We start from the raw sequence: 16,869 nt of genomic DNA, 5'->3' as shown, positions 1-16,869 counted from the left end.
AAATCGGGAGTCGGGAGTCGGAAGTCGGGAGTCGGCAATTTACCTTTTGACTTTTGACTTTTAACTTTTGACTTTCACTCATATTGCTAAATAGCGCCGTAAAAAACTCTCTAGGTTTTCCATTTTTAGATGATAGATTTCCTCTAACTGAGCAATTTCTTCGCGAGTGCAGAAAAATTCGTTATCTAGTAAAGTGCGGAAAGTGCCTAAAGCTTTTTGCAAGGAAGGATTAAACAAACCTGTTACAGTTCTAAATCCGTCTACCGCAAGTAAGGGAGGATTAATAATAATTGGCTCGATATTGAAAATCTTACCGAGAATGTGCGGTACATCTTGCCGTTGTAATATTTCCGCTCCTCCAACGGAGAAAGTTCGATTACGCGCCTCTGGAAGCATGAATGAGTTAACAATTATTTGTGCTAAATCGTCAGTACTAACAATAGAAGTGCGGTTTTTGCCATCACCAACTAGTAAATAAATTCCTGTTTGCCGAAATCTTTCTGCCAATGGTAGGAGGTTAGAAGCAAGTCCGGCTGGTCGCAAAATTGTATAATTAATTCCGCTTGCTTGCAAATACTTTTCTACAGCACGCTTTGCTTTGAATACTGGTGCATCTTCATAACCGCGATCTGCTCCTAAGACAGAGATAAAAACAAAGTGCTGTACTTTCTGTTCTTTAGCTCGGTCGATCAACTCAATATTGGCATGGTAGTCTAGAGCGAAGGCATTGCCATCGGAACCGTGAGCGCTAACAATGTACTGTACTCCCTGACAAGCTTTTTGAATATCTCGATCGACTTGCAGATCGCCGATAAAGATTTCTGCGCCTCGATGTTCTAACTCACTATAGCGAGATAGCAGACGCACAAAAGCACGCACGGGCATTCCCCGTTCTCGGAGCGATCGCACCACCCTCCTGCCAATTCCTCCTGTTGCTCCCGTAACCAAAAACATGTTGCTAACTCCCTAGAGGATAAAATGTACGCTTGAGGCAAGTCACAAATTCTCTAGTACCTCATTCATGTTAATCACTACAACGGGAATTGGGGGGAAATTTATTCTTTCAGGTAAAAGCTTTCCGTTCGAGCAATTTAAGCAATTTATTTTATAGCTGATGTCAGCAAGTCAAAAGTTTCGTATGGGCGGGTTTATTTTTAAAGAACCCAGAACTGAGGTGAGATTTATTGTTTAAACGTGCGATCGCAGAGCCAATGAGTTTAATTGGATTAACTCAAGCATTTTATTCAGCGACCGCAATAAATAGCAAAAAACGGGCGATCGCAACTCACCCGTTATCAGTTGTCAGTTGTCAGTTATCAGTGAAGAGTGACTGGTGACTAGACCAAAACTAAGAATCTAGCCACCAGCCACTAACCACTCATGACTTACTTTATTGGCTATTCACCGATAATTTCTGGTTGAGTCAACTCGTCAGACATCTCAATGATGGCGCGGATGACTGGTTTCATCATCGGATCGTCTACATTATCAAAATCTTCATAACGGCGACGCTTAGCACGGTTGGCGACTTGGACGGTAATTCGATAGCGGTTCGATGCTGCGTCGATCAGCTCCTCCGCACGGTGCATAATTTGAGATTGGGTTGTCTCGAACTTAGAACGCTTCAGCATGGCAATTGGTCGTTGAAGATAACTCCCATTGTAAGTCACTTAACCAAAGCAACCGCTCACATATTCTTTGGTAAGGTCTTGCTTGAGGCTGTTGAAAATATCTTCTGTGGCATCGTATTCAACTAGGTAGCCAAACAGACATCCCGCCGGAGTGCCTCTTCTTAACTTCTGCCGTCTGCCTAACTTTTTACACTAGCTCACCTTCAGCTTGCTATGGCAATAACTTAATCTGTAACTGGGGACCGGATTTAGCCAGTCGAATCACCGTACCATTTATGACTGAAATCGATTCTGTAATTGGTTGACCATCTATATAAGTGCCATTTGCACCTAAATTCACTAACTGCCATTGTCCCCTTGTCGCATGTAATTCGGCATGGTAGCGAGAAACAACAGCACTGTATAGAATTACCTGATTGTCTGTTGCCCGTCCGACGCGGACAACAGATTCAGTTTCAAACGTCCAATTTTGGACGGGAGTACCATTTTGAGGATGTAGCAGAGTAATTGTAATCACTTGAGCCAGGTCGAGAATAAGCTACAAGTAGCTATGAAAGTTGGAACAGAAAAGTTACTAAGTCTCCCTTACCTAAAGCAATGCGATCGCCCATCCGCAAACGGTGACGATTACCTGGTAAAAGGGGCATATTGTTGATGTAAGTTCCGTTGGAACTGCCCACATCTTCTATGTAGTAAGCATCTCCTTCAATGCGAATGTCGGCATGAATGCGCGAGACGATTTCGGAATTAGGAAACCCAGCCACATCAACATCTGGAGGAATGCGATCGTTAGGCTTACCAATATGCACCACAGAAAGAGTTGGTGGTAGCTCGATGAGAGTATTGGTCTGGACGTGAAAGAGCTTGGCAATCTGCTGCTGCAATTGGGTTTTGGAACTCGAAACCACGGGCATTGCTGGCATGGGAGTGGGTTGGGATACTGCTGCTGGTGGTGGTGGTGGTGTTGGCGGTGTGAATGGTGCTGGTGGGGGAGGAGGGTTAATATTGCTACTCTTACGAGATTCTGCGATTGGTTCTGGCTCTGGAGTCGGCGCTGGTGGTATTATCGGTTCTGGCTCTGGAGTCAGTGATAGGTCGCGATGAATGATTTCCACTATAGGTGCAGGTGATTCTAGCTCTATAGCTGGCTCTATTCTGGGTTCCTCGACTCTGGGTTCCTCGACTCTGGGTTCCTCGACTCTGGGTTCCTCGACTCTGGGTTCTGGAACAGCCAAGTTTGGTTGAGTCGGTGGTAGGTCACCAAGATCTAGCGGCGTTCCTTCGGCGACAGTTGCTAAGTCAGCACTGAGATCGTAGCCACATTGTCCGCAGAACCTTGCATCAGTTTGTACGGGTGCGCCACAGTTAGGACAACTAGTAGTAGCTGGTAGAGGTGTGTAGCAAGCTTCGCAGGCTTGCGCCCCTTCTGGGTTGAGGTGATTGCAATTAGGGCAAACGATCATGAAGTCAATCCCTGTGAACAGTTTTTGATTTTAAGCGCTACTCTTCGGGTAATTGCAAGCCTTGTCCGGCTGCTCGATCCAACAACCACCAAAGTTCTCCTTGGGGTTGAACGAACCGTGCAGGATAGGTATAATCGTCCGCTACGGATGCAAATACCTGTGCTAATGCCGCTTGCTTGTTCGCACCAGAGACTAAAAATATGGTGCAACGAGCTTGGTTGATAGTAGGGAGAGTAAATGTGATCCGAGGCTGTCCATCTTTGTTCCCAACTGTAACTATGCGATCGCATATTTGTAAAGCCGCAGTATGAGGAAACAAGGACGCTGTATGTCCGTCATCTCCCATCCCCAATAAATTTACATCCAAAGCGGGAAATTCACCCGATTTTAGTTGAAAAAACTCTTTAAGATGGGTTTCGTATTGAAGGGCAGCGTCAGTAGGATCGGCTGCATTGGTGGGCATGGGGTGGATATTCTCGGCAGGAATCTCGACTTTATCTAACCAAGCTTGTCGTGCCATCCGCTGATTGCTATCTGGGCTATCGGGAGGAACGTATCGTTCGTCACCCCAAAAAACGTGAACTTTCTCCCAAGGTAATGCTTGGGCAGCGATCGCTTCATAGAGAGGTTTAGGCGTGCTACCACCCGATAAGGCGATGGTACACAGTCCCCGTGCTTGAATGGCGTTGTGCATTTGGGCGAGGGTGAGTTCGAGCGATCGCTGGACTAGCGCCGCTAGATCTGGTAGAACTTCAACTTTTTTGTGCATTGTTATAGCAGTGTTATAGCAGTGCAATTTATACTCTCAGTTAAAATGTACCGAAGCTGTTACATTTTACAAGGGGCTAGGGGCTAGGGGCTAGGGGCTGGAGAAAGAGAGCTGAGGGAGCAATCGGGAGCTGGGGAAGTTGGGGGAGCTGAGGGAGAAAAGAGAGAACAACTGTCAACCGTCAACCAACTACCAACTACCAACTATCAATTACCACTGATAACTGATAAGTGTAAAGTTTTGTTTTGTGAACGCTACTAGAATTATCCGAGAAAGTTTAATTATTTTCACCCGCTACCCTGAACCAGGGAAGACAAAAACAAGACTGATCCCAGCTTTAGGTGCAGAAAAAGCAGCTTTATTGCATCGCCAGATGACCGAGCATACCCTGATGCAGGTGAAGCGACTGCAAGCACAACGTTCTGTCAGGGTAGAAGTTTGTTTTGCTGGTGGAAACTCAAATTTGATGATGCAGTGGCTGGGAAATGACTTTATTTATACAGTCCAAGGAGAGGGAGATCTCGGGACTCGCATGGCGCGATCGCTTGCCACTACATTTCATGATGGTGCTGACTGTGCTGCGATCGTCGGCACTGATTGCCCTGGTTTGCATGCAGAGCTACTAGCAGAAGCTTTTGACCAGTTACACTGGGCAGCTGACGACGATCTCGTTCTTGGACCGGCTGTCGATGGCGGTTACTATCTACTCGGTCTACGCCGCTTTATTCCAGAGTTATTTGTCGGGGTGAATTGGGGATCTCCTGAAGTCTTACCCCAAACAGTTGCGATCGCCAAACGGTTAAATTTATCTGTTGCTTACTTACCCCAACTACCAGATGTCGATCGCCCTGAAGATCTGTATATTTGGGAGCAGAGATCGCCGTGAAGCAGGACAAGGGAGACAAGGGGAGCCAGCCGCGTGCGGAGGTGTCCTCCGTTAAGCGGACTGGCGTGGACAAGGAAGAAAAGATTTCGATTATTATTCCGGCGGTAAATGAAGCACGAGTCATTGAAAAAACTTTAGCTAGCACGCAAACAGGGACAAATGTAGAAGTTATTGTTGTGGATGGTGGTAGCCAAGATGATACTGTGGCGATCGCCTCTGGTTGGGGAGCAAAAGTGTTGTCTATTCCTAAAGGACGCGCCAAACAAATGAATTTTGGTGCAGCCACAGCAACAGGGGAAATTTTACTTTTTCTCCATGCCGATACTCGTCTACCGCTTGGATTTGATGCAATGGTACGGGCTACAATGGTTAAACCTAACGCGATCGCGGGAGCTTTTCGCTTACAAATTGATTCGCCTTTAAGTAGCTTGCGATTAATTGAATGGGGAGTCAATTGGCGATCGCGACTTCTGCAAATGCCTTACGGCGACCAAGCCATTTTTTTAAGATCGTCTGTATTTCATCAGTTGGGCAACTTTCCCGATTTACCAATGATGGAAGATTTTGAACTGATGTGCCAATTGAGACGCAGAGGGCGCATCGTTATACTGCCTACATCCGTGCTTACCTCCCCACGCCGTTGGCTCGAACAAGGCGTTTGCCAAACTACAATCAAAAATCAAATCGCAGTTATTTCTTATCTATTAGGCGTTTCACCTAAAAAAATTGCCGCTTGGTATCGTGGAAAAGTTAGTGGTTGACAGTTGACAGTTGACCGTCAACTGTCAATAATTACACAGTTGTCACCGCGTATTTAGCTAACTGAAGCAACCGCTGTCGCAGGGTTTCCAAACCCAGTCGCTTCTCGGCAGCAATAAATACTGCTTGGGGAAACTCAGATTGCGCCAGTGCGAGAGTGTCGCTATCAGCTCGATCGATTTTGTTGAGTGCCAACAGAATTGGACCCGGGGTAACGGGCATTTCTGATAAGATGCCCATCACAGCACGAATTTGACTTTGCCAAGCCGGATGGGATAAATCTACTACGTGCAGTAAAGCATCGGCTTCCGTCACTTCTTCTAATGTTGCCCGAAAAGCATCCATCAGCGATGCAGGTAGTTCGTGAATGAACCCTACTGTATCTGTCAGGACGATTTCTTGCGGTTTGCCTGTATCTGTATCTGTAATGACTAGACGGCGCGTCGTCGGGTCGAGGGTAGCAAATAGCTGGTCGGCAGTATAGACTTCAGCATTTGTTAAAGCATTTAACAATGTCGATTTCCCAGCATTGGTATAGCCAACTAAGGCGATTGAGGGGACTTCTTGGTGTTGGCGCTGTTGACGCAGTCGCGATCGATGAGCTTGGAGCTGGTTGACTTCTTGTTGCAGTCGTGATATGCGACGACTAATTGCCCGTCGTTCAGTTTCTAATTTTGTTTCCCCAGGACCGCGAGTTCCAATTCCACCACCCAATCGAGACATGGCTTGACCTCTACCCGTCAGACGGGGCAGCATGTATTCTAATTGGGCTAGCTCAACTTGTAATTTACCCGCTCGTGACTGGGCGCGTTGGGCAAAGATATCTAAGATCACTTCCGTGCGATCGACGACTCCGATCCCAATTTGGATTTCCAAGTTACGCACTTGGGCGGGAGAAAGATCGCGATCGAAGACAATCAAGTTTGCTCCCAAAGTTTGAGCTGTGAGCGCAATTTCTTGCACTTTTCCCGTGCCCACCACTGTTTGAGGATGAATATGAGGGCGTTTTTGTTGTACCACCTGCAACACCTCTCCGCCAGCCGTTTCTACCAAGCGTCCCAATTCTGCCAAACGGTCTTGAAATTCTCGCGCCGCTACGTTATCCGTTACTACTCCAACTAGTAAAACGCGATCGCGGTCTGTATCGACTTGTTGACCGATAAATTCTCGTCCGAACTCCGCTTCTAATCCTTCTACCAAGTCAAGAAAGTCTTGTTTGGTGAGGCTGTCTAGGCTCAGAGGTGGGGATACACTCCATGCGGTTTGGGGAGTCGGGAGTTGGGAGTCGGGAGTTGGGAGTGGAGATTCTATACTGGTGCTGGGTACGAGATGGGACAGGTATGCTTCTTTCACGTATCCCGTGACTCCGCCACCCCGCTTTTCAAAGCCAGTGCTGGTAATGTTGAGCGTTACCAATGCATCTAGCCTTTGTAGTGCCATTGATGTCAGTGCAGCTTCATTTGGCGGCTCTGGTTTGAGCTGTGTAGCAATGCAGCGAATACCGCTGAGTCGTTCTGCACCGTATCGGGGCAATTCTAAAGGTGGGATTTGAGTTTGTCTGGGTGTCCCTACTCCGACTCGGATCGCTTGTCCGCGACGGTTAATATAAACACAGACTGGCTGGTTAATGTCGCTACTAATTGCCGCTAACCTTTGGGCAAATTCAGACGTAGTGAGGCGATCGCCTGGTAAGCGTTGATGGTACAGTCTAGCAAGTTGCTTTAATTGGCTAGACTTTAGACCCTGTAAGTTTCCGTAGATAGTCTCGATAGGCTTTTTTATCCTCTGAATGCTTCATTACCTATTCTACAAAAAAGGGAGCAGTGACCAGTTACCAGTTACCAGTTACCAGTAATTTCTCCTCTGCTCCCTCTGCTCCTGGAGCTTCCTCTGCTCTCTCGCACCACGCACCACTCATTCCCGACTTACGACTTACGACTTACCCTTTCCTAATACGTCGCCATTGTCTCACAGATGTTTGCAACTGCGATGTCAGCCAACGGTCATATTGAGAATATATAGGTAATCGGGGTACGAGTTGCCATCCTGCGGGTTCCAGAATTTTGATTAATTGTGGTGCAGAAAGATGAGGATAATCGGGGTTAACTTCATCTTTAGGACTAATTCCGCCTAAATCTCTAGCACCAGCTTCTATACAGGCTAACAGCCATTGCGGATCTAGTACTAAATTAGGGGGAATTTGAATTGTAATATCTAAAGGTAAAATTTTCCTAGCTTTGCTAATAACTGCTGGCATTTGATGCGGGTTAAAAGCTGGTGCATCGAAGCTTTGCTGACTACCAGGACTGTGAGGCTGCAATATGACTTCTTGTATATGTCCCCAGCGTCGCTGTAGTGTGGCGATCGCCTCTAATGTATCCCACCAATCTGTTTCGGTTTCTCCTATTCCTAGTAATAACCCAGTCGTAAACGGAATCTGTAATTTTCCCGCCCATTCTAATTGTTGCAATCTCAATTGGGGAATTTTACTCGGTGCATGTCGATGTACTGTTTGTAATAACTCTGGTGTCAATTGTTCCAACATCAACCCCATTGAAACATTGACGGTTTTAAGGCGTTCCATTTCCGCAAAACTGAGAGGTCCAGCATTGGTATGGGGTAAAAAACCCAGTTCTAAAGCAAGTTGGCACAATTGGTAAATTCTTTCAAACCAAGCATTTCGATGGGGCGATCGCGGATGGACTTCACCGCTTAAAATCAAGATCTCGCATACGCCTTGCTTTTGCAGTCCCTTCAGAATCTTTGCTGCTGATTCTAATGTCATCCAAGGACTTTGACCGGGATCGGTACGAAAGTTGCAGTAACTACAGCGATTAAAGCATTCGTAAGTCGGAACTAAGGTATAAGCAGGGCTATAAGTGATAATACCAGTCATAATCAGTTATCAGTTGTCAGTTGTCAGTTGTCAGTGTAGAGACGTTACATGTAGCGTCTCTACAAAGTTGTCAGTTATCAGTTATCAGTTAGCCAACAACTAACAACCAACCACCAATTTGTTGTTTAACATTTCTTAATTAAATTGTTTATACTCATTTTTACATTTAGATACAATCATTCCGTAGAACTTGATATAAAGAAGAGTTAAAAATTCTTCCGTCGATTAAATAAAAATTTACAAAAATTGTAGTTATTACTGTAATTTGCCGTTCTCGCTCTTTCGTTGCCGAAAAAACAAAAATTAAACTAAAAAACCCTTTACAAAAATCAATTCCTAACGTTAATCTTCAATACAGGTGGTAAACATACTGCCTAGAATTTAATTATCAGTTCATTAACAGTTCAAACCAGCAATTATAGAACCATGACAACCACATTACAGCGCGAGCGCAGCTCCAGCCCGTGGGATCGGTTCTGCAACTGGGTCACTAGCACTGAAAACCGCCTTTACGTAGGTTGGTTCGGTGTATTGATGATTCCTACGTTGCTATCCGCTACCATCTGTTTCATCATCGCTTTCGTGGCTGCTCCTCCGGTAGACATCGATGGTATCCGCGAACCCGTTGCAGGTTCATTGATCTATGGCAACAACATCATCTCCGGTGCTGTTGTGCCTTCTTCTAACGCGATCGGTTTGCACTTCTACCCGATTTGGGAAGCTGCTTCTTTAGATGAGTGGCTCTACAACGGTGGTCCTTACCAATTGGTAGTCTTCCACTTCCTCATCGGCATTTTTGCTTACATGGGTCGTCAGTGGGAGTTGTCCTACCGCTTGGGTATGCGTCCTTGGATCTGCGTAGCTTACAGCGCTCCTTTGGCTGCTGCTACCTCCGTGTTCCTAATTTACCCAATCGGACAAGGCTCCTTCTCTGATGGTATGCCTTTAGGGATCTCTGGAACCTTCAACTTTATGTTGGTGTTCCAAGCCGAACACAACATCCTGATGCACCCCTTCCACCAGTTAGGTGTAGCCGCGGTATTTGGTGGTTCTCTATTCTGTGCAATGCACGGTTCTCTCGTTACCTCTTCTCTGGTACGCGAAACTACCGAAACCGAATCTCAAAACTACGGTTACAAATTCGGTCAAGAAGGAGAAACCTACAACATCGTTGCCGCACACGGCTACTTCGGTCGTCTGATCTTCCAATACGCTTCCTTCAATAACAGCCGTTCCTTGCACTTCTTCTTAGGTGCTTGGCCCGTCGTCGGTATCTGGTTCACCGCATTAGGGATCAGCACCATGGCGTTCAACCTCAACGGCTTCAACTTCAACCAATCTGTTCTTGATTCCCAAGGTCGCGTAGTCAACACCTGGGCTGACGTACTCAACCGCGCTAACCTGGGTATGGAAGTTATGCACGAGCGGAACGCTCACAACTTCCCACTCGATTTGGCTAGTGGTGAAGCTACTCCAGTTGCTTTAACCGCTCCTGTTATCAACGGTTAATTCAATAGCTAATAGCCGAGATGCGATCGCTCGTGTCTCTCCATAAATGTAAAGAGCGCCTTTCAGAGTTGAGGGGTGCTTTTTATTTGTAGATCGGGGAGTAGGGAGCAGGGAACAGGTGATTTCTATTTCCTCAAGCTCCAGTTGCGCGGTTGTTTTAGTGATTCTACTTTGCCTTGGGCAATCAGCCAACTAGCGGTTCGAGTTCTAAAGCGTGCCACAAATATATCTTCTCCGGGCTTAGCATAGACTCCTTGAAATTCATCTCCTTTCACTCTGGCAGGTTTGCTAGCACAGTAAGTCATCTCTCCGTCAATACTTACGACAACAGCATTGTCTATCTCATAGTCATCAGGGAGTACAAAAATAGCATAGACTTGATGCCGACCTTTCCAGGGTCTGACGACAACTTTTTCGGGATGTATGCGATCGCTCTTGGTATCAGATCTCGTCAAGGCTTCGCGCGGACATCGCGATACCTCGTCAGGCTTTCTTGGTAAAATCGAGCCGTTCAATAGGGCTATTGCAGCTGCGATAAAAGTTAATGCTGCTAGAGAAAGAATAATTCGCTTCACTGTCGCTAAATCTGGCGCTGAGATGTAATGCCTCGTTCTTTTAAGTTACCGTTACCAGACGGCGATAAATTGTGGCTAACGCATCGGTATTGCCAACATTCCCAGGAAATAAAACTACAGGTAGATTAGGAAATTGTGGATGATCGACTGGTGTGCGTACCATTGAGCAACCAGCTAAAATTTGCCCCAATAATCGGGCAGAAGTCAGGGCGAGTCCGTCACTTAAAACATCGTTGGAAGTGATTCCACCCTTGCTAATTAAAAACCCAATATCTGACGGTAAACCCTTGACGATATCCATCAACAGAGCTGAAACATCTGCGCCAAATTGCAGGCGAGTTTGCATGTCTGGAAAGACTAATTCTTTACGGCTAGTATAAACAACTGGAGTTTTTCCAGAGTTGTGAACGGAATTAATCTTTTCTAAAGTGCGATCGCGTAATTGGTGTTTTTGGGGTGTTGAATCTTCTAACAAATGAGCTACATCGACTTCAATACCGACAATATCCGGTTCTTGCAGCAACCTTTCTAACTGTTGAGTTGTCTTCTTGACATGAGAACCAACGATGACTGCACCTGGCTTTCCACCCCGTACATATCGAGACATCGCTTCAGCAGGAACCGGTTGAGTTGGTAGAGCTGCTAAAGCCGTCAATAAGCTAGCTGCACTGCGAAACAAAAAGCGCTTTCCCTGGCTGGCGGCGTTGAGGACGTTGGTAGCAAAGCGATTGAGATCGTCTTGCGTCTCTGCATCAACGACAACGCATCGATTTCCCTGGAGCTGCATTAACCTTTCTAAAGTGGAGAAATTATTCGTAATATCTGTACCACTGCGAATCTCTGAGAGTAAAAACCTTTCTACTGAAAGTGCGGGAATGCGTCCTTTGGTTTTCTCTTCCACATAGTCGGGTAAATAACTGTATGTATAACCAAAGACAGAATCGCGAGCAAATTCGGTTTCATGAACTGGAGTGGGAACGCCATCCACAATTAAGTAATGCACGCTATCGCGGGTGACTCGTCCGCCTTCAAAGAAAGCTGGAACTAGAAAATGCGCGTCAAAAGGTCCCAGTTCTTCAGCGATCGCATCGGTTTCAATCGGGTAATGTCCCCGTAATGTAGAATCAGAACGACTGACGATGAGAAAATCTGCAATTTCCTCCGCTGCCAAAGCTAGTTTTAAATTGTGGCAGACTTCCTTAGTCACAGTTGCAGCTTTATCAGGAGGTAGCGATCGCGTATTTGTCAGCACGAAGAAAATTGGTGCGTCATCTTGCAACCCCAGCCGCAAAGTATCGACATCCCACCGCGTTAGCAACAAGCAACTGTGGACGGTTTGAGAGCCTGTAGGATCGTCATCGAGGACAATAATTTTCGGTTTGGTTGCCATGTTTGACATTGAGCGCTGCCCTTGTTATTGTCTCATTTTTTGAGGGAGCAGGGAGCAGGGAGCAGGGAGTAGTGAGTAGTGAGTAGTTAACTGTCAACTGATAACTGACAACTATCAATTACTCATTACCACCAAACCTAAATTCCGATTGAATCTGCCACTTTTTGCCGTCGTGTCGCAGTAGCGTTAAACAGCTAGCCGTAAACTCAAAGTAGAGTTGTCGCGGCTGAAATTCTTGCCATGCTAAGCGAAAGTTTTGTCTGGTTAAGTCTTTAAACCCCACCGTCATGTGGGGTGCAAAGGGACGAGTTTTGGATACGCGATCGACAATTCCTAATTTTGCTGCTAATTGTGCCATCAAATCGGCTTGTAAGGTCAGTAATTCAGCCGATCGCACCACGTCTATATATATTACGCGCGGAGGGAACGCTGCAAAACCATTGAGCGTAATTGGAATTGAGGCGCGATCGCTGCCATAGTCCCGCAAGCACTCTTCTAAAGAAGGTACGTCAGTATTTAACCACCTAAATGGCGGTTGCAAAGTTATGTGGGGTGGAGATTTCAGCGCGGCGCGGCTGTGATACTGCGTGGCAAAATATTGTTTAATCTGAGTGGCATAGTCTTGAATATCTAGTGGTGGCAGCAGGGCAACAAAGAATAAACTAGTTTCGGTATTCAAGGTCGTTTAAAATGCACTTTAAAGTTATGTAAAGTAAAAATTTTGGCGATCGCAGTTGAAAATACTAAATGTTACATATTCATATTTAAGTTTAGAAGTTTAGAGGATGAGCGTGAATGCCTTGGTTTGTCAAGATTGAAAAAGGCATAGTTGACAAAACTATTTTTGACCAACACGTAGCCGCCCATAAAGCTTACGTTCGCGATTTAATCGACCGAGGACACCAAGCCAAAACTGGTTATTGGGGGTGTTTGGGTGGCGGAATGATGCTGTTTCAGGCAAACTCCATGACTGAGGCTGAAGCAATTGTGGCACAAGACCCACTCGTAAAATCTGGTTGCGTCAAATACGAACTATATGAATGGCGAATTGTCATTGAATGATGAAGGGTCATCGGTCATCGGTCATCGGTCACTGCTCCCTGCTCCCTACTCCCTACTCCCTATTAACTGATAACTGACAACTGAAAAAAACTGCTATGATGAAAAAGACTCGGATCTACGCGATCTCAACGCCCAAACCTTGTCAGAACCGGAAGGTAGCAGCAATACGGGATGCTTGTGATAGGCGTGGTCTCCGAGTCGCCTAGTTTATGGGAGCAATTGCAGCCATGCCTGGTTTAGGGGATATCGTGCAAAAAGCGTTTTATCTCGGCGTTGGATTAGCTTCTTATGCCAGCGAGAGGGCGACAGGTAAGCTAGCAGAACTGCGATCGCAAGCTCAAAAACTGGCAGATGAGCTAGTAGCGAAGGGTGAGATGACCGCTGATGAAGCAAAGCGGTATGTGGATGACTTGATGAGGCAAGCTCAACAGCCACCAACTGAAGTAGATGGTAGCAAAGCTTCTAGCGAACCGCGTCGGATTGAAATTCTGTCCGATGATGAAGAAAAACCCACAACCTCAACGACTCAAACTACTAGCGAAGGTAATGTAGACCAGTTACGGGAGCAAGTACAAAAACTGCAAGACGAACTCAAGCGGCTGCAACGGGAGTAGTCAAATTGGAATATATTACCCGTGAGTTTGTCAGTCATTGATTGATTAATATTTGTTTCGATTCGACTGCGATCGCCTTGAATAACCGTTCAAAATAGAATTTTTAGATCTATAAGTAAATAGATTGCGAAATAGATTGGACAGTAAGTGCTATCCAATTTTATTCAAACATCAAGATTGAGACTGCAACTAGAGTGGATCGCCCCCATAAGACTATGGAAAAGTGGCAAAAAGATTTCTTGGAATTAATCGAAACGGCAGTGGACGAAGTAGAACGGTTGTTTCTGGAAGTGACGACAACTGTGGAAACTCTGTTTGAGCTATCTGGAGAATTTTCCGAGCATCTACACAATACGATCGTTACCGAGGTCGAGCAATATCTAGCCGATTTAAATGATGATGTGGATCTCGATTCATATTGGCATCTGGATGACTTGATGGACGATTCGGAAATCTCTTTTCCTTATTCAGTCGAACCTACTCCACAACAACATCCCGCTTGTATGGGTTGCCAGCATTACCACGGGCAAGTTTATGGTGGCAATCTCATGGTCTGTGCCATGCATCCCTACGGTTGGGACGATAGCAATTGCCCGGATTGGGAAGCAGAAGAGTTTGAGTTTTAAGTGTAATATTATATTACAAAGAACCCAAAATTTGAATCAATCTTGAACCCTTCCCCCGATCTCACATCACAGTCAGCAGAAGAAATGTCAGTAGAGGAAATCAAGTACGGCGAACGCCAGATTACTGAAGGTAAGCTAATTACATTTCCCAACCCGCGCATTGGACGACGGTACGAGATTCACATCACTCTACCGGAATTTACCTGTAAGTGTCCTTTTTCTGGCTATCCTGATTTTGCCACGATTCACATTACATACGTCCCTGACGAGCGGGTAGTGGAGCTAAAAGCCATTAAACTTTATATTAATAGCTATCGCGATCGCTACATTTCTCACGAAGAGAGCGTCAATCAGATTCTCGATGACTTTGTGGCAGCTTGCGATCCTTTAGAAGCGCATATTAAAGGTGATTTTGCCCCCCGTGGTAACGTACACACAGTTATTGAGGTACACCACCGCCAAACTCCAGAAGCATTTTGAGTGTAGCAAAGCTTTCTAATACGCTTCTTACTAAAAATCTTTCCGCAGAATCGAGAAAATAAAGTTAAATAATGTTACTTTTGATGCAGTTCTGTAACTGATTCATTCAGCTTGCCATGCGTGGATTTCGGTATTTTCTGGGAATAGCGATCGCCTTATTTGTCTTTGTCACCTTGCCTTTACCTGCTCAAGCTGCTAGTTCCGCAGCCATCCGAGCCTACGATGACGTGCAAGTTCAGACTAAAGATTATTCCGGTCAAAATTTAGTAAGAGCAGAGTTTAATAATACTAAGCTTGCAGAGGCTAATTTTAGTAGCGCTGATTTGCGAGGGGCGGTTTTTAATAGTGCGATTTTGCGCAAAGCTAACTTGCACGGCGTTGACTTCAGCTATGGTATTGCCTATCTCAGCGATTTATCAGCAGCAGACCTGAGCGATGCGATTTTGACATCAGCCATGATGTTGCGATCGAATTTTAAGGGAGCAAAAGTGACGGGTGCAGATTTCAGCGAAGCCGTGCTAGATCGAGAACAAGTCGTGCAGTTGTGCGAGTACGCTAGTGGAGTTAATCCCGTCACTGGAGTTGACACCCGCGAGTCTCTAGAGTGTTCCTAATCTAGCCTGTAAAGACATAAATCTGTAGAGACGCGCTATTTTGCGTCTCTATATCTACAACCATAGCCTGCTAGTCGTCTCCATCGTCATCATTGCTTTGAGGCGGATTTGCAGGCGTAGTAGGTTTTGCGGGCGATTGTGGAGTAACTATTTGTATCGGTGGAGAAATAGCATCAGGAATTTTCGGCATTTGTGGAACAACTATTTTTACTGGTGAAGAGACGACATCAGGAATCTTTGGCACTTGCGGAGTAACTACTCGTACTTGAGAAGGCGCAGAATTAGCAGCTGGGTTAGGCGCTTGCGGTTGAGAAGATTGGGCTGGCGCTGTAGCTGGACGCGCTTGCGGTTTCGATGTTTGAACTGGCGCTGTAGCTGGGCGCGCTTGCGGTGCTGCCGATCGAGTTGGTGCTAAGGGAGATTGAGGTGATGCTGTTGGTGCTGAAGGGACGACAGATTGAGGCGGACGCGCCGTGTAGTTTTGTAAGGCTAAGAAGGCAGCTACAGCAGAAGCACTGGTAGCGATCGCGGCGAGGACTCGCGAGATCGCATCCATTTTTTTATATTTCAGTTCTATCTGCTTGATTCTCTTCTGTTCTTCATCACTCATGAGTATTCATTAGAATTCATCATTAAACTAAAGTTTAATTTACATAACCACAATCTATCAAATAGCAGATGTTTTGTGAGCTGGAGTGTTTAGTTGGTCTAGAATCTCTAGCATTTCTCGTTCAAAAGCCACCTGCGCTCGATTGGTTCTGCCGCCAACGTAAAAGTGACCGTCCTTTTCTAAAGCCCAGATTTGTGAGTGGGAAACATAACTCATCACAACTCCCAGCATCAGCAAGCCAAAACCTGCATAGACAATGGGGATTCCAGGGTCAGCTTTAATCTGCAAGCCCGTACTGCCAACCACATCGACAATTCTCAGCGTCACACCGTTGACAGTGGTAGCCATTCCCGCCCGCAGAGTATCAACTAACTGACCTTTGGCATCATAAATCAATAGCGTTCCCTGTAAATCTTTTGCTAGCAGAGAAACTCCCTCACTCAAGTCTGTTTTCGTGGGAATCCAAGTTCCCCACAAACGACCGTTACCGTTGGTATTTAAAGCTGCCATTGGTAACTGCAAGGTTGGACTATTATTAAATCGAATTCGAATTGCCGCAATCCCCCAATCAGTTTGATAAAAAGTTACGCCTCGGTAGCGAAAAGGTTCGTTGACAAATATAGTCTTGCGTTTGACTTCTTGTCCCTGGCGATCGAGTGCAGATATATCGGAATAAAATTGGTCGATACTACCAGTAGGAGTGTAATCGATCCAAAAGCGGTTGACTTTTAAAGATAAATCTTTGGGAATTTGAGGTGCTGCTAGTGGACCAGCATCAATGATGTTACGTATTTGAAAGCTTTCACCACTAGGAACCATTTCTTGAGCGACAAAACCTGTCATGGCTCCCCAAATTGCCCCAGCTAAAATGATGACAATACCAATGTGAACGATAATTGGACCGATTCGTCCGGCAATACCTTTACGGGCATATAAGTTATCTTGTTCGCCCTGAAAGACACGGTAGCGCTTTTGTTGCAACAGT

The 16,869-nt window shown here is 45.7% G+C and carries 21 protein-coding genes and 1 other RNA gene; 10 read left to right on the top strand and 12 right to left on the bottom strand.

From position 1 onward, the window contains the following. Nucleotides 1–78: 78 nt before the first annotated feature. Nucleotides 79–954 carry an SDR family oxidoreductase gene (locus ACRC32_RS00900; RefSeq protein WP_438552214.1) on the bottom strand — a complete coding sequence of 292 codons (876 nt, stop codon included), beginning with the start codon at nucleotides 952–954 and terminating at the stop codon, nucleotides 79–81. A 257-nt stretch (nucleotides 955–1,211) separates the two neighbouring features. On the opposite strand from ACRC32_RS00900, the gene ACRC32_RS00895 reads away from it, so the two are divergent. Then, on the top strand, nucleotides 1,212–1,337 hold the full coding sequence (locus ACRC32_RS00895; RefSeq protein WP_438552213.1) for a hypothetical protein: 126 nt from the start codon (nucleotides 1,212–1,214) through the stop codon (nucleotides 1,335–1,337). A gap of 60 nt (nucleotides 1,338–1,397) precedes the next feature. On the opposite strand, the gene ACRC32_RS00890 is transcribed toward ACRC32_RS00895, so the two are convergent. The 4 genes from ACRC32_RS00890 to pgl all read right to left on the bottom strand — a co-directional run bounded on the left by ACRC32_RS00890 (nucleotide 1,398) and on the right by pgl (nucleotide 3,863). Then, nucleotides 1,398–1,631 (bottom strand): DNA-directed RNA polymerase subunit omega, encoded by a 234-nt coding sequence (locus ACRC32_RS00890; protein ID WP_015156280.1) that lies wholly within the window; start codon nucleotides 1,629–1,631, stop codon nucleotides 1,398–1,400. A 211-nt stretch (nucleotides 1,632–1,842) separates the two neighbouring features. Then, nucleotides 1,843–2,148 carry an FHA domain-containing protein gene (locus tag ACRC32_RS00885; RefSeq protein WP_015156279.1) on the bottom strand — a complete coding sequence of 102 codons (306 nt, stop codon included), beginning with the start codon at nucleotides 2,146–2,148 and terminating at the stop codon, nucleotides 1,843–1,845. A gap of 31 nt (nucleotides 2,149–2,179) precedes the next feature. Then, nucleotides 2,180–3,094 carry an FHA domain-containing protein gene (locus tag ACRC32_RS00880; protein WP_438552212.1) on the bottom strand — a complete coding sequence of 305 codons (915 nt, stop codon included), beginning with the start codon at nucleotides 3,092–3,094 and terminating at the stop codon, nucleotides 2,180–2,182. Nucleotides 3,095–3,131: 37 nt separating this feature from the next. Further along, nucleotides 3,132–3,863, bottom strand: a complete 732-nt coding sequence (pgl, locus tag ACRC32_RS00875) for a 6-phosphogluconolactonase (protein ID WP_438552211.1) — start codon at nucleotides 3,861–3,863, stop codon at nucleotides 3,132–3,134. Between the two features lie 247 nt (nucleotides 3,864–4,110). Between pgl and ACRC32_RS00870 the strand changes: the two genes are divergently transcribed. Together ACRC32_RS00870 and ACRC32_RS00865 are read left to right on the top strand one after the other, a co-directional pair. Continuing rightward, nucleotides 4,111–4,749: a TIGR04282 family arsenosugar biosynthesis glycosyltransferase gene (locus ACRC32_RS00870; RefSeq protein WP_438552210.1), complete on the top strand. Its 639-nt coding sequence runs from the start codon at nucleotides 4,111–4,113 to the stop codon at nucleotides 4,747–4,749. 65 nt (nucleotides 4,750–4,814) lie between these two features. After that, the gene (locus tag ACRC32_RS00865; RefSeq protein ID WP_438552240.1) at nucleotides 4,815–5,510 is read left to right on the top strand and encodes a TIGR04283 family arsenosugar biosynthesis glycosyltransferase; all 696 of its coding nucleotides are present in this window, start codon (nucleotides 4,815–4,817) and stop codon (nucleotides 5,508–5,510) included. Nucleotides 5,511–5,541: 31 nt separating this feature from the next. On the opposite strand, the gene hflX is transcribed toward ACRC32_RS00865, so the two are convergent. Continuing rightward, nucleotides 5,542–7,278 (bottom strand): GTPase HflX, encoded by a 1,737-nt coding sequence (gene hflX / locus ACRC32_RS00860; protein ID WP_438552239.1) that lies wholly within the window; start codon nucleotides 7,276–7,278, stop codon nucleotides 5,542–5,544. A 169-nt stretch (nucleotides 7,279–7,447) separates the two neighbouring features. Next, nucleotides 7,448–8,404 (bottom strand): 7,8-didemethyl-8-hydroxy-5-deazariboflavin synthase subunit CofG, encoded by a 957-nt coding sequence (cofG, locus tag ACRC32_RS00855; protein WP_438552209.1) that lies wholly within the window; start codon nucleotides 8,402–8,404, stop codon nucleotides 7,448–7,450. A gap of 426 nt (nucleotides 8,405–8,830) precedes the next feature. Between cofG and psbA the strand changes: the two genes are divergently transcribed. Then, on the top strand, nucleotides 8,831–9,913 hold the full coding sequence (gene psbA, locus ACRC32_RS00850; protein ID WP_438552208.1) for a photosystem II q(b) protein: 1,083 nt from the start codon (nucleotides 8,831–8,833) through the stop codon (nucleotides 9,911–9,913). Between the two features lie 125 nt (nucleotides 9,914–10,038). On the opposite strand, the gene ACRC32_RS00845 is transcribed toward psbA, so the two are convergent. From ACRC32_RS00845 to ACRC32_RS00835, 3 genes are all read right to left on the bottom strand, one after another. After that, complete coding sequence (locus ACRC32_RS00845; RefSeq protein WP_438552207.1) at nucleotides 10,039–10,488, bottom strand: hypothetical protein; 450 nt, start codon at nucleotides 10,486–10,488, stop codon at nucleotides 10,039–10,041. A gap of 40 nt (nucleotides 10,489–10,528) precedes the next feature. Next, complete coding sequence (locus ACRC32_RS00840; protein WP_438552238.1) at nucleotides 10,529–11,878, bottom strand: four-carbon acid sugar kinase family protein; 1,350 nt, start codon at nucleotides 11,876–11,878, stop codon at nucleotides 10,529–10,531. Nucleotides 11,879–11,996: 118 nt separating this feature from the next. Continuing rightward, nucleotides 11,997–12,557 carry a 2'-5' RNA ligase family protein gene (locus tag ACRC32_RS00835; protein ID WP_438552206.1) on the bottom strand — a complete coding sequence of 187 codons (561 nt, stop codon included), beginning with the start codon at nucleotides 12,555–12,557 and terminating at the stop codon, nucleotides 11,997–11,999. 116 nt (nucleotides 12,558–12,673) lie between these two features. Between ACRC32_RS00835 and ACRC32_RS00830 the strand changes: the two genes are divergently transcribed. The 6 genes from ACRC32_RS00830 (at nucleotide 12,674) to ACRC32_RS00805 (ending at nucleotide 15,274) form a co-directional block, all read left to right on the top strand. After that, nucleotides 12,674–12,940 carry a YciI family protein gene (locus ACRC32_RS00830; RefSeq protein ID WP_438552205.1) on the top strand — a complete coding sequence of 89 codons (267 nt, stop codon included), beginning with the start codon at nucleotides 12,674–12,676 and terminating at the stop codon, nucleotides 12,938–12,940. Nucleotides 12,941–13,046: 106 nt separating this feature from the next. Then, nucleotides 13,047–13,143, top strand: an RNA gene (gene ffs, locus ACRC32_RS00825) — signal recognition particle sRNA small type. 24 nt (nucleotides 13,144–13,167) lie between these two features. Then, on the top strand, nucleotides 13,168–13,554 hold the full coding sequence (locus ACRC32_RS00820; protein ID WP_438552237.1) for a phasin family protein: 387 nt from the start codon (nucleotides 13,168–13,170) through the stop codon (nucleotides 13,552–13,554). A 215-nt stretch (nucleotides 13,555–13,769) separates the two neighbouring features. After that, on the top strand, nucleotides 13,770–14,180 hold the full coding sequence (locus ACRC32_RS00815) for a hypothetical protein (protein WP_015156265.1): 411 nt from the start codon (nucleotides 13,770–13,772) through the stop codon (nucleotides 14,178–14,180). An 84-nt stretch (nucleotides 14,181–14,264) separates the two neighbouring features. Then, nucleotides 14,265–14,660, top strand: a complete 396-nt coding sequence (gene queF, locus ACRC32_RS00810) for a preQ(1) synthase (RefSeq protein ID WP_438552236.1) — start codon at nucleotides 14,265–14,267, stop codon at nucleotides 14,658–14,660. 116 nt (nucleotides 14,661–14,776) lie between these two features. Further along, complete coding sequence (locus tag ACRC32_RS00805; protein ID WP_438552204.1) at nucleotides 14,777–15,274, top strand: pentapeptide repeat-containing protein; 498 nt, start codon at nucleotides 14,777–14,779, stop codon at nucleotides 15,272–15,274. 70 nt (nucleotides 15,275–15,344) lie between these two features. On the opposite strand, the gene ACRC32_RS00800 is transcribed toward ACRC32_RS00805, so the two are convergent. Further along, nucleotides 15,345–15,884, bottom strand: a complete 540-nt coding sequence (locus ACRC32_RS00800; protein ID WP_438552203.1) for a hypothetical protein — start codon at nucleotides 15,882–15,884, stop codon at nucleotides 15,345–15,347. Between the two features lie 57 nt (nucleotides 15,885–15,941). Next, nucleotides 15,942–16,869 (bottom strand): cytochrome c biogenesis protein (locus ACRC32_RS00795; RefSeq protein WP_438552202.1); only part of this gene is annotated, 928 nt, incomplete at its 5' end.

The organism is Chroococcidiopsis sp., assembly GCF_051657925.1.
Lineage (GTDB): Bacteria > Cyanobacteriota > Cyanobacteriia > Cyanobacteriales > Chroococcidiopsidaceae > Chroococcidiopsis.
The sequence above is the reverse complement of the archived record's forward strand: the minus strand, read 5'-3'. Positions and strand labels throughout refer to the sequence as shown.